Genomic DNA, 19438 nt, shown 5'->3' on the forward strand with positions numbered 1-19438 from the left:
ATATTTGTCCGTAAGTGAATGAATATTTTTTATACTATACATCATATGTTTGAAGAAAACGTACGGTTGGACATATAAAAAAATGAAAAAAAGGCCCGGTATAATTCATAAGATTGCTCTTAAAGCAAGTTAAATTCATAAGTTTAATAGACGGCTGTTAGGAAAAATGTATTTTTTAATGTTCAATATGTCAAGATTTTTAATTTGTATAAATAGAAATTTATTTGTTGAAGTCTAAGAAAAATAATTGTATTATTAAAGTATGTTCTTTATAAAGAACTGTAATGGGTTATAATTTAAAATTGGCTAACTTAAATTCAAGGTCATGAGAATAAAGCTACAAATATAAAAACCTACTATCTATTGTAGAAATGAAAAATTATATTATTTTGTTCTTTATTAAGAATAAACTCGCTTTTATATAAAAAACTAGAATTATATATCGGGAGGTAAAACTCATGCCAATACTTGTTACAGGTGGCGCGGGATACATCGGATCACACACATGTGTAGAACTACTTAATGCTGGTTACGAGATTATCGTATTAGATAATCTCTCAAACAGTAAATTAGAAGCAATCAACAGAGTAAAGGAGATTACAGGTAAAGACTTTAAATTTTATCAACGTGATCTACTCAGCAAAGATGATTTGGTAACAATCTTTAAAGAAAACAAGATCGATGCTGTTATCCATTTTGCTGGACTTAAGGCAGTAGGTGAGTCTGTATCTATTCCTTTACATTATTACCATAACAACATCACAGGAACGTTAATACTTTGTGAAGTAATGGAAATGTTCGGTGTACATAAAATGGTCTTTAGTTCATCTGCAACTGTATATGGTATGCAACAATGTGTACCACTACACGAGGAATTACCAGTCGGAGCTACAAATCCATATGGGCGAACAAAGTTAATGATAGAAGAAATTTTACGGGACGTTTTTGTTGCGAAAAATAATTGGAGTATTGCCTTACTGCGATATTTTAATCCGGTTGGAGCTCATTCTAGTGGAAGGATTGGGGAGGACCCTAATGGGATTCCGAATAATCTTGTGCCATATATTACTCAAGTCGCTGTTGGAAAACTTCCATATTTGAATGTTTATGGAAATGATTATCAAACAAACGATGGGACAGGAATCAGGGATTATATTCATGTTGTTGATTTAGCAGTAGGACATATAAGAGCTTTGGAACGAGTAATGGAATCAAAAGGGATAAATGCTTATAACCTAGGTACTGGAAATGGATATAGTGTACTCGAAATGATAAAGGCGTTTGAAAAAGCTTCAGGACGTGAGATTCCATATGAAATCATTGATCGAAGACCAGGCGATATAGGTATTAGTTATGCAAATGCATCGAAAGCGAAAAACGAATTAAATTGGATCACAAAAAAAGGACTTGATGACATGTGTAAGGATTCTTGGCGTTGGCAACTAAATAATCCAAATGGTTATGAAAAAGAGATAATTATTGATCGAAATCTAAAATTAACTTCAATGTAAATTCTTTTGCTATATTTTTTTATTGTAGAGTAGAGAAATACTTAAAACGAATGTATTATTGCTTTGTTAAAATAAAAAGTGATTTGATTTATATAAGTTTACTATTGTGTTCTTTATAAAACTATAGTATCGTTCTTTATATAGTGTTGTTTTGTTGGAATGTAAGTTTATTTATGATTCGCTGTTCTTTATTGAGAATACCTTGATTTACTTTTATACTACATTTAAACAAATGTGTAGGGTTAATAATATCTAATTACTTAAGTTATAGAATTTCATTAATCTGGGTATACGAATCAAATTAAAGTAAAAAGCGGGGAAACCAAAATGTTTAGAAAAATTTGTACGCGTTGTCTAAATCATTCATTTAGTAGTACAAAAATAGACCATTGGCAATGCCCTTATTGCGGATATGATCTTAAAGAAAAGAGGGCATTTGAAGTAAATCATACAATTAATTTTTCAACAATTAATAACCTTTTAGAACAAAATAGAGGTATGAAAATTTATAGGAATCAACTGTAATAAATGTTTAGTCGGGCATTTTGGGAGGAAAAAGATGAGTGCAATTACTGGTATTTTTAACTTTAATAAAGAAACCATTTCATATGAACAAAGCAGAAATATCATGAAATCACTTGAGAAATTCCCTGCCGATGATGTACAAATATGGCAAAAAGAAGCGGTTTTTCTAGGCTGTCACGCCCAATGGATTACACCTGAATCAGTTGGGGAAAAGCTGCCTTTTTATGATGAAGAAAGAAAAATAGCAATAACAGCAGATGCAATTATTGATAATCGAGATGAATTGTTTGAAAGTTTACAAGTTTCTTTTAATAAAAGAAAATCAATAACAGATAGTGAGTTAATATTGATGTCATATCAAAAATGGGGAGAGGACTCACCAAAGTATTTGGTTGGTGATTTCGTATTTTTTATATGGGATGAAGGAAATCAACATCTTTTTGGTGCAAGAGATTTCTCAGGTAGTCGAACTCTTTATTATTGCATACATAAACATCAAATTGCTTTTTGCACAACAATACAGCCTTTACTATCCTTGCCACATATTGAGAAAACATTAAATGAACAATGGATGGCCGAGTTTTTAGCAATACCAGGAATGAATGATACTGTTGATACCTCTATTACGGTATATAAACAAATAGAACAACTCCCTCCCTCTCATACTATTAAAATTGCAAATGGGAAAGTGAAGCTATCTAGATACTGGGCAATAACCCCTGAGGAGAGGATAGTTCTAAAATCAGATCAAGAATATGTAGAAGCCTTTCGTGATGTTTTTAAAACTGCAGTAGACTCTCGCCTAAGGACTAATCGTAATGTAGGAGCTCATTTGAGTGGGGGATTAGATTCCGGTTCAGTAGTAAGCTTTGCTGCCAGAACTTTACTAAGTGAGAATAAAACATTACATACATATAGCTATGTACCACCCAAGGATTTTGAAGATTGGACGCCTAAGTACTTACTTGCAGATGAGAGACCGTTCATACAATCTACAGTGAAGCATGTAGGTAATATTAAGGATTTCTATTTGGATTTTGATGGAATTAACCCTTTAAATGAAGTCGATGATTGGCTTAAAACAATGGAAATGCCTTACAAGTTCTTTGCGAATTCAAACTGGATTAAAGGTATTTTTGAGACTGCACATCAGCATGGAGTAGGGATTTTACTGAATGGTGGTAGAGGAAACCTAAGTATTTCATGGGGACCAGCGATGCACTATTATTCTATTTTATTGAAAAAATTAAAATGGATTCGGCTTATCAATGAATTAAATAAATATAGTAAAAATGTTGGTGGCAGCAGATTTCGCTTACTACCAGTGATTTCGAAAATAGCATTCCCATCAATAAATCATACAATCTCATTAGATAGCCAGGATGAGTTTCCAATGTTATTAAATCCAGAATTAGCAAAGAAGACCTTAGTTTTAGAAAAGCTACAAGAACATGGAATGAATATATCAAGTTCTCAATCAAGAAATCTTTTCGAAGCTAGGAGATCTCATTTTAAAGAAGTTTTTCCTTGGAACACAACTGGTACGTTAGGAGCTAAGCTATCTCTGAATTTCGGATTATGGAAGCGTGATCCAACAAATGATATAAGAGTAATTCGTTTTTGTTTATCTATTCCTGAAGGACAATACGTACAAAATGGGTTAGATAGAGCGTTAATTAGGAGATCAACGGAAGGGCTTCTTCCAGATAAGGTACGTCTAAATCAAGGAATTCGAGGAGTTCAAGGTGCAGATTGTGTCCATCGAATGATGCCTTATTGGGAAACCTTTATATCAGAACTAGAAGGAATAAGTAGAGATTCATTGCTGGCAGAAATCTTAAATATGCCTATCCTTAAATCAGCAATTTCAAAAGTTAAAAAAGGACCAAGCAATGAATTTGCATTTGATCCAGATTATCAAATATTAATGCGAAGTTTAATAATTAATCGATTTATTAAAAATCATACTTGAAAGGAGGTGATAACATGAAAAAGGAATGGAAAAATCCAGTATTAGAAGTACTAAATATTGATCAAACAATGGCAAGTGCAAATTGGGGTAAATATGATGAAGGCTATAATGCTGCTCTTGGTGAAGAAGGTCAAACCGGAGTACATCATGGATCTTAAGTAAATAAGTTAATAGCTTTAATCATTTAACAATTAAATTTTTTTCTTAAAAAAAATAAACATGTAAAGCACCTCTTCATTTTGTAAAGAGAAATTACTACATAATTCTACCAATATGAAGAGGTGCTTCCTAAGAAATTGAATATATAAAGTGATTCTGATGTGGCTGTTAAAGTTTCAAATAGATACCAACAGCAAATATCAATTCAAGACCCTATTAGAAGTCAGTCTATAATTACAATAAACTTTACAGGACCTCCACCAAGTTAAATTTCTTCGTAAATTCAATCAAAAATTAATATAACTCAGGTTTATTTATGTTTCCCCAAAATGATTTAAGGACGAACAAATCTTAGTTAAAAAAATTAGAATGAAAGGGATCAATCACATGAAAAAAGTATAAGGACAGTTGCATCAAGCAATTTAGTGGGTGTGGACATTGATACCTGATTCGTATACTAGATAAATTATTGCTTTATCTATAAAGAATAGTTAAAGGAAAATATTTTAAAGGGGAAAATTGCTAGATGATTACTAATAAAAATAAAATTGTTTATAAAGCATTTGGCTTAAAGGTTTTAAGCAGTATATTATTACCAGAATTGGAAAAAGAGCAAATCATAAGTTCCGATCCAGATATTTTGATTGAGAAATCTGATCTTACCGAACAATGGGCATTGTTAGGAGATCCAAAGAGATATTTTGTAGTAAAAGAAAACTATTGCTTATTCGATGTACCTAATGTAGCAATCTATCTCGTAGAAAATGGGAAAAAGATCACGTTTTCTTCTTACAACAATGCTAACGAAGATCAAATACGGCTTTATCTCCTGGGGACCTGTATGGGAGCAATATTAATGCAAAGAAAAATCCTCCCATTACACGGTAGTGCAATAGAATTAAATGGTAAAGCTTATGCTATTGTAGGAGATTCAGGTGCAGGTAAATCAACTCTTGCTTCTGCATTCTTAAGGTTAGGGTATCAACTCATTAGTGATGATGTCATACCGATCACTATTAAAAAAGGTATCCCAATAGTAACACCTGCTTATCCACAACAAAAATTATGGTTAGAAAGCTTAAATCAATTTGCAATGGAATCTAATCAATTTCGACCAATCTTCAATAGAGAAACCAAATTTGCGATTCCAGTAATAAACCAATTTGCTACTAGACCATTGCCACTTGCAGGAGTCATAGAATTAGTCAAAACAAATAATGATGAGATAGAATTCAATCCTGTTGAAAACTTAAATCGATTACACATATTATTCTGTAATACATACCGAAATTTCTTCATTGCACCTTCAGGCTTAATGGAATGGCATTTTAATACAACTACTAAAATGTGTGAGCATATTGATATATACCATTTGCGTCGTCCGACAAGTAGGTTTACTGCATATGATTTAACAGAATTAATTTTAAAAACATTAAATAAGGAGGAAAAAGTATATGGATAAAACTCAACGAATTTCATTAACTCATATCGTTAGCCAAGAAGAAGGAAATATCGTAAGTGATATGGATGGGGAAAAGGTAATGTTAAATATTCAAAATGGCAAGTATTACAATTTAGGTGACATAGGAGGAGATATATGGGATCTAATTAAAAAACCAACTTCTATAAATCAGTTGGTTAATTCATTATTTACACAATATGATGTGGAACAAAGTAAATGTGAGGAACAGGTCTTGTCCTTTTTAAACTTATTATATGACGAAAGATTAATTAAGGTTGAAGAATATTAATTGGGATATACAGAAAGTTTATTTTTTCTGGAAAGGTTCAGTGAGATTCTTGAGTAAATTAAGGGTTTTTTTATTAATGGATTGGAAAACGAAGGGGCTATTGCTGGAATCATTTTGTTATTTAGGATTGGGGCGATATCTTAAAAGTATCCCTTTTTCAAAAGTGGCACCTTCACTTGGTCAGCACATGGAAGAAACAACTTTTGAGCCATCTGTTGCGAATAAAAAAATATTATCCAATGTCTCTCAAGCTATTCATATTATGAGTCAATATACTTTTTGGGAAAGTCAATGTCTTGTTAAAGCAATTGCAGCAATGAAAATGTTAGAAAAACGGCAAATTGAAAGCACTCTTTATTTAGGGACAGCAAGGGATAACTCTGGTGAATTAATAGCACATGCTTGGTTGCGTAGTGGTCCTTATTATATAACTGGTTCTGAAGGAATGGAGAAATTTACTGTTGTAGGGAAATTTGCTAAGAAAATTGGAGGAAAAAGCAATGGTGAAACAATTTGAGCTTGAACTAGCAAATGTACCTAGGGAAGTAAAATTAATCCTCCAGTTGTTAAAGAAGGACAATCATAAATTAATTGAAGAAAATAGTACGGAAATATTTGCTGACATTGATTGGAATCTTTTTATAGAACAAGCAAAACATCACCGTGTCTTTCCTGTGCTCCAGTCTAAATTAAAAGGGATTAGCAATAATCTAATTCCGTCATTTGTTTTTCAAAAGCTGTTACAAGATTACAAGATAAATACATTTAATATGCTGCAATTAAGCGCCGAAATGGAACGAGTAAGTAGGATTTTTATAGAGGAAAAAATCCGTCTTCTTTTTTTAAAGGGACCTGTGATTGCTCATGACTTGTATGGTGATATTTCTTTGCGAACATCAAGTGATTTGGATTTTCTGATTCCACTTGAAGATCTTAATAAAGCGGAAGTTTTATTACAAAAACTTGGCTATGAAAAAGAAGATTATATTAAAACTGTACTGAACGATTGGAAGTGGAGACATCATCATGTTACTTATTTCCACCCTCAAAAACGAATGAAACTTGAGATTCATTGGAGATTAAATCCTGGTCCGGGATTTGAGCCTAATTTTGAAGAATTATGGATGCGGAAAAGTAAAAGTAAACTCACTTCTTATCCAGTATTTTTTCTAGGGAAAGAAGATTTGTTTTTATTCCTCGTTTCTCACGGTGCTCGTCATGGTTGGTCAAGGCTTCGTTGGTTGTTAGATATTCATCAGATGACAGAACAAGATATTGACTGGGTTAAGACTAATAAGTTATTAAAAAAATATCATATTCATAATATAGGGGCCCAAGCATTAGTTTTATCTTCAAATTTATTAAATTCGAAGAATTCAGGTGATATGAAGACTATATTAGAAAACAGAGATTCTTGGGGATTGGCACAAGAGGCAATATTTTATCTAGAAAGAATGGTTAATTTACATACAGATCCCGTTCCTGAGGATATTTCCCGATATCATACACGTCATTTAATTTCATTAATGTCTAGAAGACAAAGGGTATTGTTTTATTTGAGTTTTTTACATCCATATTCTGAGGATGCGGAAACTTTACCATTGCCAAAACAGTTGCACTTTTTATACTTTCCCTTACGGCCTGTTCTTTGGGCTTGGAGGAGGACAAGGAAGCATGCATTACCCTAGGGGGAAACAATTTTGACACATGTGTTTTATTTTTTAAAGCAAATACATTCGTTTGCAGGAAAAATTCTTTATATAAATTTACTAGCAATGATGTTTATTAGTTTGCTAGATGGAATTGGAATATTATTATTAATACCAATGATTAATATTAGTGGGATTGTGAACTTAGATGCAAGAGATACACCTGTATCTGAATTATTTACATTCTTGCAAGACATACCAAGTACATTAAGTTTGCCTATAATATTAGCAATTTATGTTCTAATAGTTATTGGTCAAAATTTATTACAACGCCATATAACCATTCAAAATACAATCATTCAACATGGCTTTTTTCGTTACCTACGTATAGAAACGTATCAATCTTTGTTACATGCTAATTGGAATTTTTTTATAAAACATCGTAAGTCAGACCTTATAAATTTATTAACAGTAGAAATTGCTCGATCGAGTGCAGGAACACACTCTTTTTTACAATTTATAGCCTCTCTTATTTTTACATTTATTCAAATTGGTCTTGCATTTTGGCTTTCCCCAAATATAACGATATTCGTATTGTTATGTGGTTTAGTCCTTATTTTTTTAAATCGTAAATTTCTAAAAAGATCACTTGAATTAGGGAACAGAAATTTTATTTTAGGTAAAGAATATCATGCAGGTATAACAGATCAGATTAACGGAATTAAAGATATAAAAAGTAATACGTTAGAAGAGTCAAGATTGGAATGGTTTCGCAAGATTACAAAAGGAATGCAGGATGAACAAATTGAATATTTTAAAATGAAAACTACGTCACAAATGTACTATAAAGTTTCTTCGGCAGTATTAATTGCTACGTTTATTTTTATTGCTATAAACATGTTTAATGCTCAGTCTGGACAATTAATGTTAATTATTATTATTTTTTCAAGATTATGGCCAAAAGTAGCTGGTATTCAAGGGTCACTAGAGCAAATTGCCACAACAATTCCTTCATTTAAAGCTGTTAAATCTTTGCAAGATGAATGTAAAAGGGCTAAGGAAATTACACTAATAGATAATTGTGAAATAATACCAATGCAAATTTCTCAGGAAATTGAATGCCGAAATGTATTTTTCCGTTACCTACAAAATAGTTCAATTTCATATGCTTTAGAGAATATTAATATCGTGATACCGGCTAATAAAATGACTGCAGTTGTCGGTCGATCAGGAGCGGGGAAAAGTACTTTAATTGATATATTAATGGGTCTAAATCAACCGGAAAAAGGGCAAGTATTAATTGACGGAAAACCCTTAACAAGTGAAAATCTATTATCTTTGAGGAAGGCAATTAGTTATGTCCCACAAGATCCCTTTCTCTTTAACAATAGTATTAAGGAGAATTTGAACTTAGTTGTGCCAAAAGCAACAGAAGAACAAATATGGGAAGCTTTAGAATTTTCATCAGCAGCCGAGTTTGTAAGAAAGCTTCCGAATGGTCTCGATACTTTAATTGGAGATAGAGGAATCCGACTTTCTGGAGGAGAAAGGCAGCGAATTGTTCTGGCACGAGCAATTTTACGTAACCCCTCAATTCTTGTGCTTGATGAAGCCACAAGTGCATTAGACACAGAAAATGAAGCGAAAATCCAACAAGCGATAGACATGCTAAAGGGTCGAATGACAATTGTAGTTATTGCACACCGCTTATCAACGATACGAAATGCAGATCAAGTTGTTGTATTGGATCAGGGTTCAATTATTCAAAAAGGAGAATTTGGCCAGCTTGCAAAAGATAAAAGAAGTGTGTTTGGCAATTTATTAAGTAATCAAATGGAAGCAAGTTTATAACACTCACTATAATATAGGTGAGTGTTTTCTGTTCGAGCTGTATTAAGTATGAAGTTATTAAATAGATTTCAGGGGAGATGTCAATGAATAAAGCAGGAGGAAGGGTATTGTTATCGATTGTGTTAATGATTGTGGTCCTATTCATATATACTCTTTGGGACAACAACCGAATAAAAGTAGTAAATCAAGAAATATTGATTGAAAATTTACCAGATGATTTAGATGGTTTTAAAATTGTACAAATAACTGATTTACATGAAAAAGAATTTGGAGAAAATCAAGGACGACTAATTAAGAAAATTAATTCTATTGATTACGATTCAATAGTATTTACTGGAGATATGTTAATTAGTGGTAGTAGTCATAATTATCAGCCTTTTTATTCATTGATTGACGGTATTCACAATAAAGATCATGCATTATATGTTCCAGGTAATTCGGACCCAAGTAATTATGTGGTTGATGGTAAGAAACATTTGAAAAAGCATGAATTTATAGAGGGGATGGAAGCAAGAGGTGTAAAGCTTCTCGAGTCGATCTATACAGTTGAAGAAGGATCTTCCAACATACAAATTATTGATTTTGAATTATCTACTTTGGATCCACAAAAAAGAGCTGCCATACCAACAGAAGCTAAATCTTCACTATACGAACAGCACCAAAATCAATTACTAGCAGAAATGTCAATGCTAGATTCAGCTATTGATACAGATGTAATAATCGCTTTAAATCATTACCCAGTCGTCGACGCTAAAATCGACCAACTAAAAAGTGATCCAAATCGTAAATTTAGAGACTATGACCTAATCATGGCTGGTCATTACCACGGTGGACAAATAAGACTGCCTTTTATAGGCGCCCTTTTTGTTCCAGAACCATACTACGAACGCAGTGGTCTTTTCCCTCCACAAAATCGAGTAAAGGGATTATGGGAGTACAAAAAAACGAAGCAATATGTCAGTGCGGGATTAGGAAGTAGTAAAACAGTGTCATTTTTAAAGTTTCGGCTATTTAACACACCTGAAATTAATGTTCTGACATTAAAGAAAAAATGATAGATTATATGTCTTTGTTAAAGATTTTGATATTTCACCAATATAAAAAACATAAAATGCGTCTATCCTAAAAAGTTTACTATTAATATCTTATGAAAACTCTTCCTTCAAATTATTTATGAAGGAAGACAGATTTTAAAAATCCAAACCATCTTTTATTATATAAGATTAAATAGTCTTTAAAATTGGTTCCTTTCTCTGACTTTAGCTCTTTCGATAAGTGGTACTCAGACGGTCGGAGCCATTCATTAATTGCAATCAATCGTTGTTTAACGGTATCAAAACTAAAAAATAAATAATCAAAATAATCTACATACACTTTCACATTCCTAAAGCTAGAATCTCTAATCGCTTCATATTGCCAATACAAACCTTTTTGCTGTAGAAATGGGAGTGTTTGAATTTCCTTTACATGAGGAAAGGTTCGATAAACAATTGATAACGTTCGTTTCAGTCGATTTAAGGTTTTATGTCTAGTTGCTTCATTAAATAGATTAACATATTCTATATGGTTACCCATTACATGAATCATCTGAATAATATCTAAGAAATGCTTCATCGAATCTAAATTATGTCTCCAAGTATGTAGACAAATCATGTAAAACGTATGAACATCAGATAGTTGTTTAACATGTTTATACTGTTTAAAAGAAGTTGACTTAAACCAAAATTCCTCAATTGAAAACTCACTCGTATTTTCCTTCAAAATATCCCAATGAATCTTAACAACAAGCGGAACTGGTGAACCAGGTAGCTCCTTACTCAAACTACAATGAAAATGACCTGGAGCACATTCTACTTCCATTATATATCCCAATTCCTTCACACACTCTATAACATTTTCTAGATCATGTGGTTTTATTAATAGATCAATATCTGATGTCGATCTTGCTGCCACATGACCAAAGTATTTTTCAGCAAACAACACACCTTTTAAAGGGATTGCTGGTATACCTAATTCATCCAAAATTGATAGAATCTTTTCTGTTTGATTTTTAATAAATAGATTTTGTATTAGAACTTGATTAAACGTATTCTTCAGTCGGTTTTGAAAGAAAGGGGGTGTAAGTTCAAGTCTATCTTGTTGTTTTAAGTAAAAATAAACTTGTGGAGATATTGAAAAGTATTCGATGTCCTCAATTAATCGATTATAAACAACTGCCTCACTTGGAAGTGGGCAGTTGTGATCGTATAAGGATTGTAGAAAGTTTATTAACATTTTTTCTGCCCCTTTTTATTTGGAAACTACTGATAAATATAGATCTATAGTAGGATCATCTAAAAACTGTGTTTGAGTAAGTTTTCTGTAAAGTCCTTCTTGGGCCATAAGCTCCTGATGATTCCCTAGTTGAACAATTTTCCCTTCATCCATTACAAAAATCAAATCCGCATTTTGAATCGTCGATAAACGATGAGCTATCACAAGTGTAGTCCTATTTTTCATTAGTCGATCCAACGCTACCTTTACATGAAATTCTGATTCACTATCCAATGCAGAAGTCGCTTCATCAAGTAAAAGAATTGGTGAATTCTTTAATATTGCCCTGGCAATACTCAAACGCTGTTTTTGCCCACCAGATAATCGAACTCCTCGTTCACCAATTTCAGTATCATACTGTTTAGGAAGAGACATGATGAATTCATGTATGTTTGCATGAATCGCGGCGTTAATCATTTCTAATTCTGTTATGTCAGAACGGGCTAATAAAAGATTGTCTTTAATCGTTCCACTAAATAAGAAGGTTTCTTGAGCAACGTAGGCAAAAGAACTTCTTAAAATAGAAGGAGAGAGCTCGTTAATTAATATATCATTTAATAAAATCTGACCAGATTGAGGTTGATATAATCCTTGTATTAAATTAAATAAAGTTGTTTTTCCTGCACCGCTAGGCCCTACAAAGGCGACAACTTTACCAGTTGGAATTTCTAAGTTTAATTGTTTAAATATTTCTGTTTCCGGTTCGTAGGAAAAGGTAACATTATTAAATTTGATTGATTTAGGTATAGTATCATTCTTCGTATAGGTAGGAAAATCAACAACCTCTGGTTCTACATCTAACACATTTGAAATTCTTTCTACGGCTGAAGCTGAACTTTGGAAGCTTCCCCATAATCCTGCTAGTCCGGTTAAAGGATTAATGAGATGCTGCATGAGAGTGACAAAGGTTAGTAAAGAGCCAACTGTGATTTGACCGTTTGATACGAAAAAAGCACCAAGACAAAGGCTTATGATATAGGCAATAGATGATATTGCTCCTCCAGCAACATAAAAAGTACCGCGTAGCTTCGCGTTCTTTATCTCTAAATGGAAAAACTCATGATTTTGACTAGCGAATTTCTTTGCAAATAATCCTTCAAGAAGAAACGAACGAATAACTGAAAGACCTTGGAACGTCTCACTTAAGTTGCTATTAATATCCCCAATTTTATTGTAGATCGTTCTACTGTTATTTCTAATTAGTATTCCGAATACACCACCAACTACTATTGCAATAGGAATAATTAGAAGACTTAGAATCGATAATTGCCAGTTAATTTGTAGCATATAGAAAAAAACAGCCATTGAGATTAATGGCAGCTGGATAAGATAGATGAGATTACTTCCAATGACGCCATCAATACAATTGATATCATTAGTAAAATGAGTTAAAAGGTCACCTGAGCGTATTTTTGATCGTTTATCTGTTGGTAATAACAAGATATGTTTAAGGACATGTTCTTTTAAATCTTTTTTTATCTTGCTAGTAACATAGGATTGTAAGTAAGTATTGAAATATGTTACGAATAGGCTAATCGTAATTAATGATAAAATGATCGGAATAAGTGATTTTAACTTATCAAATTGACCTTGGACTGCAGCATCTGTGATCGTACCAAAGAACCAAGCAAATCCAATAGTTAGAAAGATTTCTACAAATAAGATAACAATAAGTCCAAAGTAAGATTTCCAACTTTTTAGTATATAAGGTCCTAGCAATTGAAATGTTTTTTGTATTCCTTTAAGATTGAACTCTTTTATTACCGAAGCTATTTTGTTTGCGATCATATTGAAACTCCAGATCGAGTCTTAATAGATTCCTTTAATGAAAGGTAGCTTTTTAATATTTTTGAGATGTATGGTATAGATACGATCATGTAACCCCATAAAATAGCTGATAAATCAGTTATGTACACTTTCTTTTTTTGTTTATTTATTGTAACTAATTTTCCAATGATTTGATCCTGATTGATTAGTTCATCCGAGCAAATATTCGTATCGCCTTTAAGCTCATATTTAAGTTGATCCTTTATTTTTTTTTCACCTAAAAATCGGTGAGCAATGAGCTGTCCTGATGAAGAATGATAGAGTAGGATATCACCTTTTTTTACTGTTTTTTCATTAAACTCAACAAATCGGCAAATGTTTCCTTTTTGAATAAATGGATACATACTTGTTCCATAAGAGGGAAGGTCCATCCATCCATATTTTTGCATAGTTCTTATAAGAAGATCGACTGTATCTTTATTAAACTGCATTTTGCACCAATCCATATTCTATGAGTTCTCCTAAAAACTCTTCAACATCTGTTAGTAAAGATTCATTTTGTAAATCGTAATTTTGTTTAATAGATTGACTTAATGAGCTAATTGATTGTGGATGCTCAAGTAATGTCCAACAAAATCCCCCTATAGCATTTAATTTTGTTACAGTAAAATTGTCGGTATTCATAATAATCCACTCATCATCAAGATTAACTGTTTCATAATCACTTTTTTTTATATATTGTTTCATTAAGAAATCATCTCCCAAAAGGTGTTGTTTTTCTGAAAGTGTAGGTCATAAACTGGGACCTGATTCACTAACATTTTTAACAATTGAAATATTCTTTTTGTTTCCTCCGGGCTATCAGTCCAATAAAATACTTTATCCATCAAGTGGAATAGTCCAGTTGATTTTGATAATTTGGTTCGTTCATTATTTACCGACTTGTGTAGCAGTTGAATACTTTTTAAGGTGTGAGATTCAAAATGACAATTTCCCTCAAGTTCACTTCTAAATGGGGAGTCAAATACTCTGACTTCTTCTGGTGTGATTTTTATAATAGTTGCTTCATCAGATAAAAGCTCTCGAGGATGAGATAATTTTGCAACGGTTGATTTTCCAGCACCAGATTGACCTGAAAAAATATGTGCTACACTGTTCTCAAGTACACATGCAGAATGTAATAAAATTCCCCAGTTGTTTTGGACGAGAAAAGAACTATATAGATTCATTAAAGCGTGTTTTAACGCTAGTTCGTTATGTATGTATATTGTGGCTGTTTTGTATTCTAGGTCTACTTCTATTAAGTAATCTGCTCTATTAAAGGAAATTAGCTTTTCTGTTTTTAAAATCGAGACATTATAATCAACAAAAGGTAACCCATAGCCCTCAATAATATGTATAGAGAGATTTGTTTGTGAATTTATATCTTCATTAGATTTAAATTTACTTAACATATACATTATAGTAATGGAACTACTAGTAATCGATATGAGATGTTCACCTATTGTTACCGTTTTTTTAAACATTCATGAATCTCCTTAGTTTCTCAAAGAAGCCAATATAATTATTGGCCCCTTAAGAAAGTTTTCTCTTCTATGGCCATGGGGAGTTGTTGTTGTTACCACCCTGCCCAGGATTTATTGGTCCTACAGGATGACCACCTGATGGTTCGTTACCGTTATTTTCGGGTATTTTCCCTATACTTGAAGCTGGATTCCAACTCTGCGCAGTCTCAAACCGAATCGCCTGATGCTCCAAAACCAACGGACGGTTTTCATTAATCTTACCTGTCATATTCTCACCTCCTCCGTTTATTTCTTTATAAAGAACAAACGGAGTAAAAAAAATCACCATCTATAGTATATTCGCACTATTTTGTTCTCTATAACATTATAAAGCGTAAAAGTTAATATGAAAAGGGGAAAGTTTCGACATAGAGATAGGAATTTTGACAATTTGCATACTCTTAAAAAGAAGTAAGGGAGGGGGAGGTATTCAATAAAACGAACAAAACAAAAAGAGCATCATCGGCGATCAAAAATCACCAACCATGCCCTCATTTATCATTATCATTCTGTAACTTCCATTTATTAAATTCCAAAAACTCGCGAAATTGATCTTTGGAGACACCTGATTTCATGGCGTCTTGAACGAGCTTTGTCCATTCGTTGTCAAGTTCCTGTGGGTTTGTTTCACTTTGTTCATCTAGTAGGGTGTTAACCGTAACGCCTAGAACGGATGAAACTTTTTCTAAAAATTGTACAGAAGGATTTGACTGGAGATTGCGTTCAATCGAACTTAGGTAGGATTTTGCAACTCCTGCTCTTTCTGCTAGTTCAGATAAAGATAAATTTTTTTGAGTTCTATATTTTTTAATTCGTGGACCAATCACGTCAAAGATCACCTTCCTTTGTTAGCATTAGTATAACATATAAAGAAGGTTTTGTTTTATATGAAGAACATCTTATTAAAAAATTTACAAAGCCCTATTTTATTCCGCTTTTAAAGCAGGGCTTCCCTTTTTCACTAAAAATTCTTTTATTTCTTCAACACTGATACCTACTTCAAGTGCCTCTAAAATCATCTCTACCCATTCACGATCAAGATGACCTTCTTTCGTTATACGATCAATGATTTCAATATTCAACTTATACCCTCCTAAAATACTTGCCTGTATTTCAGGCAGTCCAGCCATCATAGTAAGAACGTTAGACCTGTGACTTTGCGTCCCTATTTTTCAATAGGTTTGCCCTTTGACTGAATAATTGTCATTATTTGATATTGGGATTTCATACAAAAGTCCTTTTTATGTATCTATCAATATATCTACTCTTATTATAAAAAGGAATTTAAAGGAAGTGTGCAGAACTATGTCGAGAGTTAAAAATTTATATGAAAATCGGTAAATGTAATAATAATGTAATGTTACGTGGGTGTAAATGCCTATTTTGCTGCATTTAAACATGTATTTTTAACGCATCTTTATTTAATCTTTAAGAAAACTTTAAGAAAAGTTAAACGTAAAAAAATTAAATTTTTGTCGAAATATATTTCTTTTTTGCAAAAATCTTTTAGAGAGACAAAAAACAAGCAATTGTACCTACCAATTGCTTGTCAACTGTATTCTATCTAAAGATTGCTTGAGGGGTTAAATAAAAGATCCCACCATTTTGCACTGATACATTAATTTGTGGTTCATAAAGCTCACGTAAAGCTTCCTTCTCTAAATGATAGCAGTCTGGCTTTTCGTCTAAGTCTTCATAAAAGTGATCTAATAACTGGAGGTCTTCATTCCATCGTTGCCTTGCAGAGTCTGCCCATGAATGATCTTCTCTGCTAATACTTTGTTCAATAAACTGCTCAATTCGTTTTAGTCCGCTTTGTGGTTTGATTAATGGAGTCATATTAAAGCATAGGTCAGGAATTTTGGGTGTAAGTTCGAGTTTTTCTAGTTTTTCTTGAAAGTTTTCTACTAACGTTCCACTTACGAGATGCAGACCGATTGAGTGAAGCTGATCCTTTTTCATATCACATTGATAAGACACCATGAAATTTGCGCAAAGCCATGGGTGTAAAGGAATACTCCCTCCTGGTGAGGTGACTTTTTCAAATAAGCGAATGTAGCTCCCTAGACGTGTAGTTGATTGAAAGATTTGATGTAGGCGTGGGGCGCCAAAATGCATAACCTCACCCTTTAGATCACCCGGAGCTTTTTGTTGATCTGTTATTAATGTTAGTTTCATTGGGTTTGGAACACCATTTGTTTTTTCAAGGTAATGCCAATAAAATGGCCGATTCATTAACTCCTTATCCATATTGATTGTTAATTGAACGGTTAAATAGCCTGGTTCATTTTCGATGATGTCACAGGAATTTGCTGTGAAGAAGCTTTCTAAATAGCTATGAATTTTTTCCTGCTGCATGATGTTTCCACCTTTCAATCTAGCATATAAACTAAGTAAATATTTATTGTACTAAGTATTTGTATCTAGCCACTCAGGATTAGATTTTTCCTGAGCGACTAATGATTTTTCGGAGCTGAATAATGTACTTCTTAGTATTGATTTCCACTAGCAGCTTTTCTTTGCTCTTGAGAATGCTGGGCATAATCAAGGATTGAGGTTAAGTTTTCCATCTTGATCTTCATTTCTCCATCACTTTTTGAATTGTACATAATGTCTTGGATATGCTCTTCGAAATTTTTAATTTCTAATCTTGTTAAAATCTCATCTAGCTCACCAATGACTTTTTCGAATAAATGTATTTTTTCATATAGTAGCTTTAGAATATGTTCTTCCACTGTGTTTCTTGTTGCCATATTGTAAATATGGACATCATGCTCTTGTCCTAGGCGATGAATTCGGCCAATTCGTTGTTCAAGTCTCATTGGATTCCAAGGTAGATCATAGTTGATGATGTTGTGACAGAATTGTAGATTTATCCCTTCACCACCAGCTTCTGTTGCAATGAGAACTTGCACTCGATTTTTAAAGAGCTCCTTCATCCAGTCCTTTTTCCCGCGCTTAAAGCCGCCACGGAAGGGAACAGAAGTAATGCCATTTTGCTGTAAAAACCATTGTAGATAAAATTGAGTTGCTCTGTATTCAGTGAAAATGATTACTTTGTCGTTAATGTTTTTTATAAGTTCTACAACCTTTAGAGCCTTTGTATTTTGTGTGACACCGTCGATTGCCATCATAATCTCTTTAATCACGTTATTAGGTAGGACGGCTTCCTCTTCCTCTGGGCGATCTAGCATTTTCTTTAAGGTCATGTAAACAGCTTCGCGACTGCTGCATGCTTCACGTTGAAGTGTCATGATCGAAAATGTATTTGCCGCATATTGAGAGGAAGCTTTTAATGCTGTAATCGTGTCATATAAATGTTGTTCGGTTTCTGAAAAGTCAATTGGCACGGTTTCAACATGGCGTTTTGGCCAATCGATTCCAGTGTCACCACGGCGATTTCGAATCATGACCTTATTTATTAACTCGCGTAAATGTTCATGATCCTCTAACGAACGTTCTTTTGCTGAAAATACCTCTGTAAAGTATGCCTCATTTCCGAGGTGCCCTGGCTTTAGTAGGGATACTAGGTTGAAAATTTCCTCTACTCTGTTTTGGACAGGTGTTGCAGTTAATAGTAAACAATATTTTTTCTTTAAATTTTGAACAAATTCATAGTTTTTGGTTTTATTATTTTTAAGCTTGTGAGCTTCATCAATGATCACAAGATCATAGGATTGTTCATAGACTATTTCACGGTGTGGGCTACGTTTTGCTGTATCAATCGAGGATACAACAACATCACATGATTCCCATACATAGCTTTTCTTTTGCTCTACAGCTGGGATGAAAAATTTTTCAGTTAACTCTCGAGCCCATTGGGAAACAAGTGAAGCAGGGACTAAGATTAACACCTTTTTTACAAGACCACGAATCATATATTCTTTTAAAATTAGTCCGGCTTCAATCGTTTTACCTAAACCAACTTCATCGGCTAAAATGGCTTTTCCATTCATTTTTTCTACCACTCTTTGAGCAACCTCTAATTGATGTGGCAGCGGGGTGAAATGTGGAAGGTGCTTAGGTGCTTGTAAGCCTTCAAATGAAGGAACAGCTGTATGCTGCTGAACTTCATAGCTGAGTTTAAATAATTCCCAGTTTGACCAAGGTCCATCACTTTCAAGCCTTTCAAAAAATCCTTCCTGCCAGGATGAATCAAAGTTTGTCTTTACATTCATATTTTTGACAGTCCTTTCGTAAACTAAGCTGCATTGAAATGTTCACTATTTAGGTATAAAAGTAGGGTATCTTTATAATAAAGTGTTTTCATTTTGTTAAACACGAACAATGATGGATAAAAAAACTTTATTGTTAAGTAAAAAAGTGATTGCCGAAACGATACCCTCATGGTAGGATGTTAATATGTAAGAAAGTT

19 protein-coding genes and 1 riboswitch are annotated in these 19438 nt (G+C 33.1%); of the genes, 9 read left to right on the top strand and 10 right to left on the bottom strand.

The annotated features are described in order from the left end of the window. Positions 1–458 precede the first annotated feature (458 nt). The 9 genes from galE to I7822_RS11965 all read left to right on the top strand — a co-directional run bounded on the left by galE (position 459) and on the right by I7822_RS11965 (position 10473). Entirely contained in the window at positions 459–1511 is a 1053-nt protein-coding gene (galE, locus tag I7822_RS11925; RefSeq protein ID WP_207978355.1) for a UDP-glucose 4-epimerase GalE, read from the top strand. A gap of 559 nt (positions 1512–2070) precedes the next feature. After that, complete coding sequence (locus tag I7822_RS11930; RefSeq protein WP_207978357.1) at positions 2071–4008, top strand: asparagine synthase-related protein; 1938 nt, start codon at positions 2071–2073, stop codon at positions 4006–4008. 14 nt (positions 4009–4022) lie between these two features. Continuing rightward, on the top strand, positions 4023–4166 hold the full coding sequence (locus tag I7822_RS11935) for a paeninodin family lasso peptide (RefSeq protein ID WP_207978359.1): 144 nt from the start codon (positions 4023–4025) through the stop codon (positions 4164–4166). Between the two features lie 527 nt (positions 4167–4693). Further along, on the top strand, positions 4694–5629 hold the full coding sequence (locus tag I7822_RS11940; RefSeq protein WP_207978360.1) for a phosphoenolpyruvate carboxykinase (ATP): 936 nt from the start codon (positions 4694–4696) through the stop codon (positions 5627–5629). Continuing rightward, on the top strand, positions 5622–5918 hold the full coding sequence (locus I7822_RS11945) for a lasso peptide biosynthesis PqqD family chaperone (RefSeq protein ID WP_207978362.1): 297 nt from the start codon (positions 5622–5624) through the stop codon (positions 5916–5918). Before I7822_RS11940 ends, I7822_RS11945 begins: the two co-directional genes overlap by 8 nt. 40 nt (positions 5919–5958) lie before the next feature. Beyond that, the gene (locus I7822_RS11950) at positions 5959–6435 is read left to right on the top strand and encodes a lasso peptide biosynthesis B2 protein (protein ID WP_207978371.1); all 477 of its coding nucleotides are present in this window, start codon (positions 5959–5961) and stop codon (positions 6433–6435) included. Continuing rightward, complete coding sequence (locus tag I7822_RS11955) at positions 6419–7606, top strand: nucleotidyltransferase domain-containing protein (RefSeq protein ID WP_207978373.1); 1188 nt, start codon at positions 6419–6421, stop codon at positions 7604–7606. Before I7822_RS11950 ends, I7822_RS11955 begins: the two co-directional genes overlap by 17 nt. Positions 7607–7618: 12 nt before the next feature. Then, on the top strand, positions 7619–9418 hold the full coding sequence (locus tag I7822_RS11960) for an ABC transporter ATP-binding protein (protein ID WP_207978375.1): 1800 nt from the start codon (positions 7619–7621) through the stop codon (positions 9416–9418). Between the two features lie 83 nt (positions 9419–9501). Continuing rightward, positions 9502–10473, top strand: a complete 972-nt coding sequence (locus tag I7822_RS11965) for a metallophosphoesterase (protein ID WP_207978377.1) — start codon at positions 9502–9504, stop codon at positions 10471–10473. Between the two features lie 112 nt (positions 10474–10585). Here the strand turns inward: I7822_RS11965 and I7822_RS11970 are convergent, their stop codons facing one another. The 10 genes from I7822_RS11970 to I7822_RS12015 all read right to left on the bottom strand — a co-directional run bounded on the left by I7822_RS11970 (position 10586) and on the right by I7822_RS12015 (position 19241). Further along, positions 10586–11692, bottom strand: coding sequence for a nucleotidyltransferase family protein (locus I7822_RS11970; RefSeq protein WP_207978379.1), 1107 nt, complete (start codon positions 11690–11692; stop codon positions 10586–10588). Between the two features lie 15 nt (positions 11693–11707). Then, positions 11708–13519 carry an ABC transporter ATP-binding protein gene (locus I7822_RS11975; RefSeq protein WP_207978381.1) on the bottom strand — a complete coding sequence of 604 codons (1812 nt, stop codon included), beginning with the start codon at positions 13517–13519 and terminating at the stop codon, positions 11708–11710. Then, entirely contained in the window at positions 13516–14004 is a 489-nt protein-coding gene (locus I7822_RS11980) for a signal peptidase I (RefSeq protein WP_207978383.1), read from the bottom strand. The genes I7822_RS11975 and I7822_RS11980 overlap by 4 nt, the downstream gene beginning before the upstream one ends. Continuing rightward, complete coding sequence (locus I7822_RS11985) at positions 13979–14245, bottom strand: PqqD family protein (RefSeq protein WP_207978385.1); 267 nt, start codon at positions 14243–14245, stop codon at positions 13979–13981. Before I7822_RS11985 ends, I7822_RS11980 begins: the two co-directional genes overlap by 26 nt. Then, complete coding sequence (locus tag I7822_RS11990; protein ID WP_207978387.1) at positions 14245–15024, bottom strand: hypothetical protein; 780 nt, start codon at positions 15022–15024, stop codon at positions 14245–14247. Before I7822_RS11990 ends, I7822_RS11985 begins: the two co-directional genes overlap by 1 nt. A gap of 67 nt (positions 15025–15091) precedes the next feature. Continuing rightward, positions 15092–15292, bottom strand: coding sequence for a hypothetical protein (locus I7822_RS11995; protein ID WP_207978389.1), 201 nt, complete (start codon positions 15290–15292; stop codon positions 15092–15094). Positions 15293–15554: 262 nt separating this feature from the next. Then, the gene (locus I7822_RS12000) at positions 15555–15890 is read right to left on the bottom strand and encodes a helix-turn-helix domain-containing protein (RefSeq protein WP_207978390.1); all 336 of its coding nucleotides are present in this window, start codon (positions 15888–15890) and stop codon (positions 15555–15557) included. 99 nt (positions 15891–15989) lie between these two features. Next, the gene (locus I7822_RS12005) at positions 15990–16145 is read right to left on the bottom strand and encodes an anti-repressor SinI family protein (RefSeq protein WP_243459427.1); all 156 of its coding nucleotides are present in this window, start codon (positions 16143–16145) and stop codon (positions 15990–15992) included. A 31-nt stretch (positions 16146–16176) separates the two neighbouring features. Then, a riboswitch (cyclic di-GMP riboswitch) is annotated at positions 16177–16259 on the bottom strand. A gap of 364 nt (positions 16260–16623) precedes the next feature. Continuing rightward, a complete protein-coding gene (locus tag I7822_RS12010; RefSeq protein ID WP_207978392.1) occupies positions 16624–17421 on the bottom strand; it encodes a YqhG family protein in 798 nt (265 codons plus the stop codon). 131 nt (positions 17422–17552) lie between these two features. Beyond that, positions 17553–19241: a DEAD/DEAH box helicase gene (locus I7822_RS12015; RefSeq protein WP_207978394.1), complete on the bottom strand. Its 1689-nt coding sequence runs from the start codon at positions 19239–19241 to the stop codon at positions 17553–17555. Between the last annotated feature and the right edge of the window lie 197 nt (positions 19242–19438).

The sequence above is a fragment of the Metabacillus bambusae genome (genome assembly GCF_017497975.1).
GTDB classification, from domain to species: Bacteria; Bacillota; Bacilli; order Bacillales; family Bacillaceae; genus Metabacillus; species Metabacillus bambusae.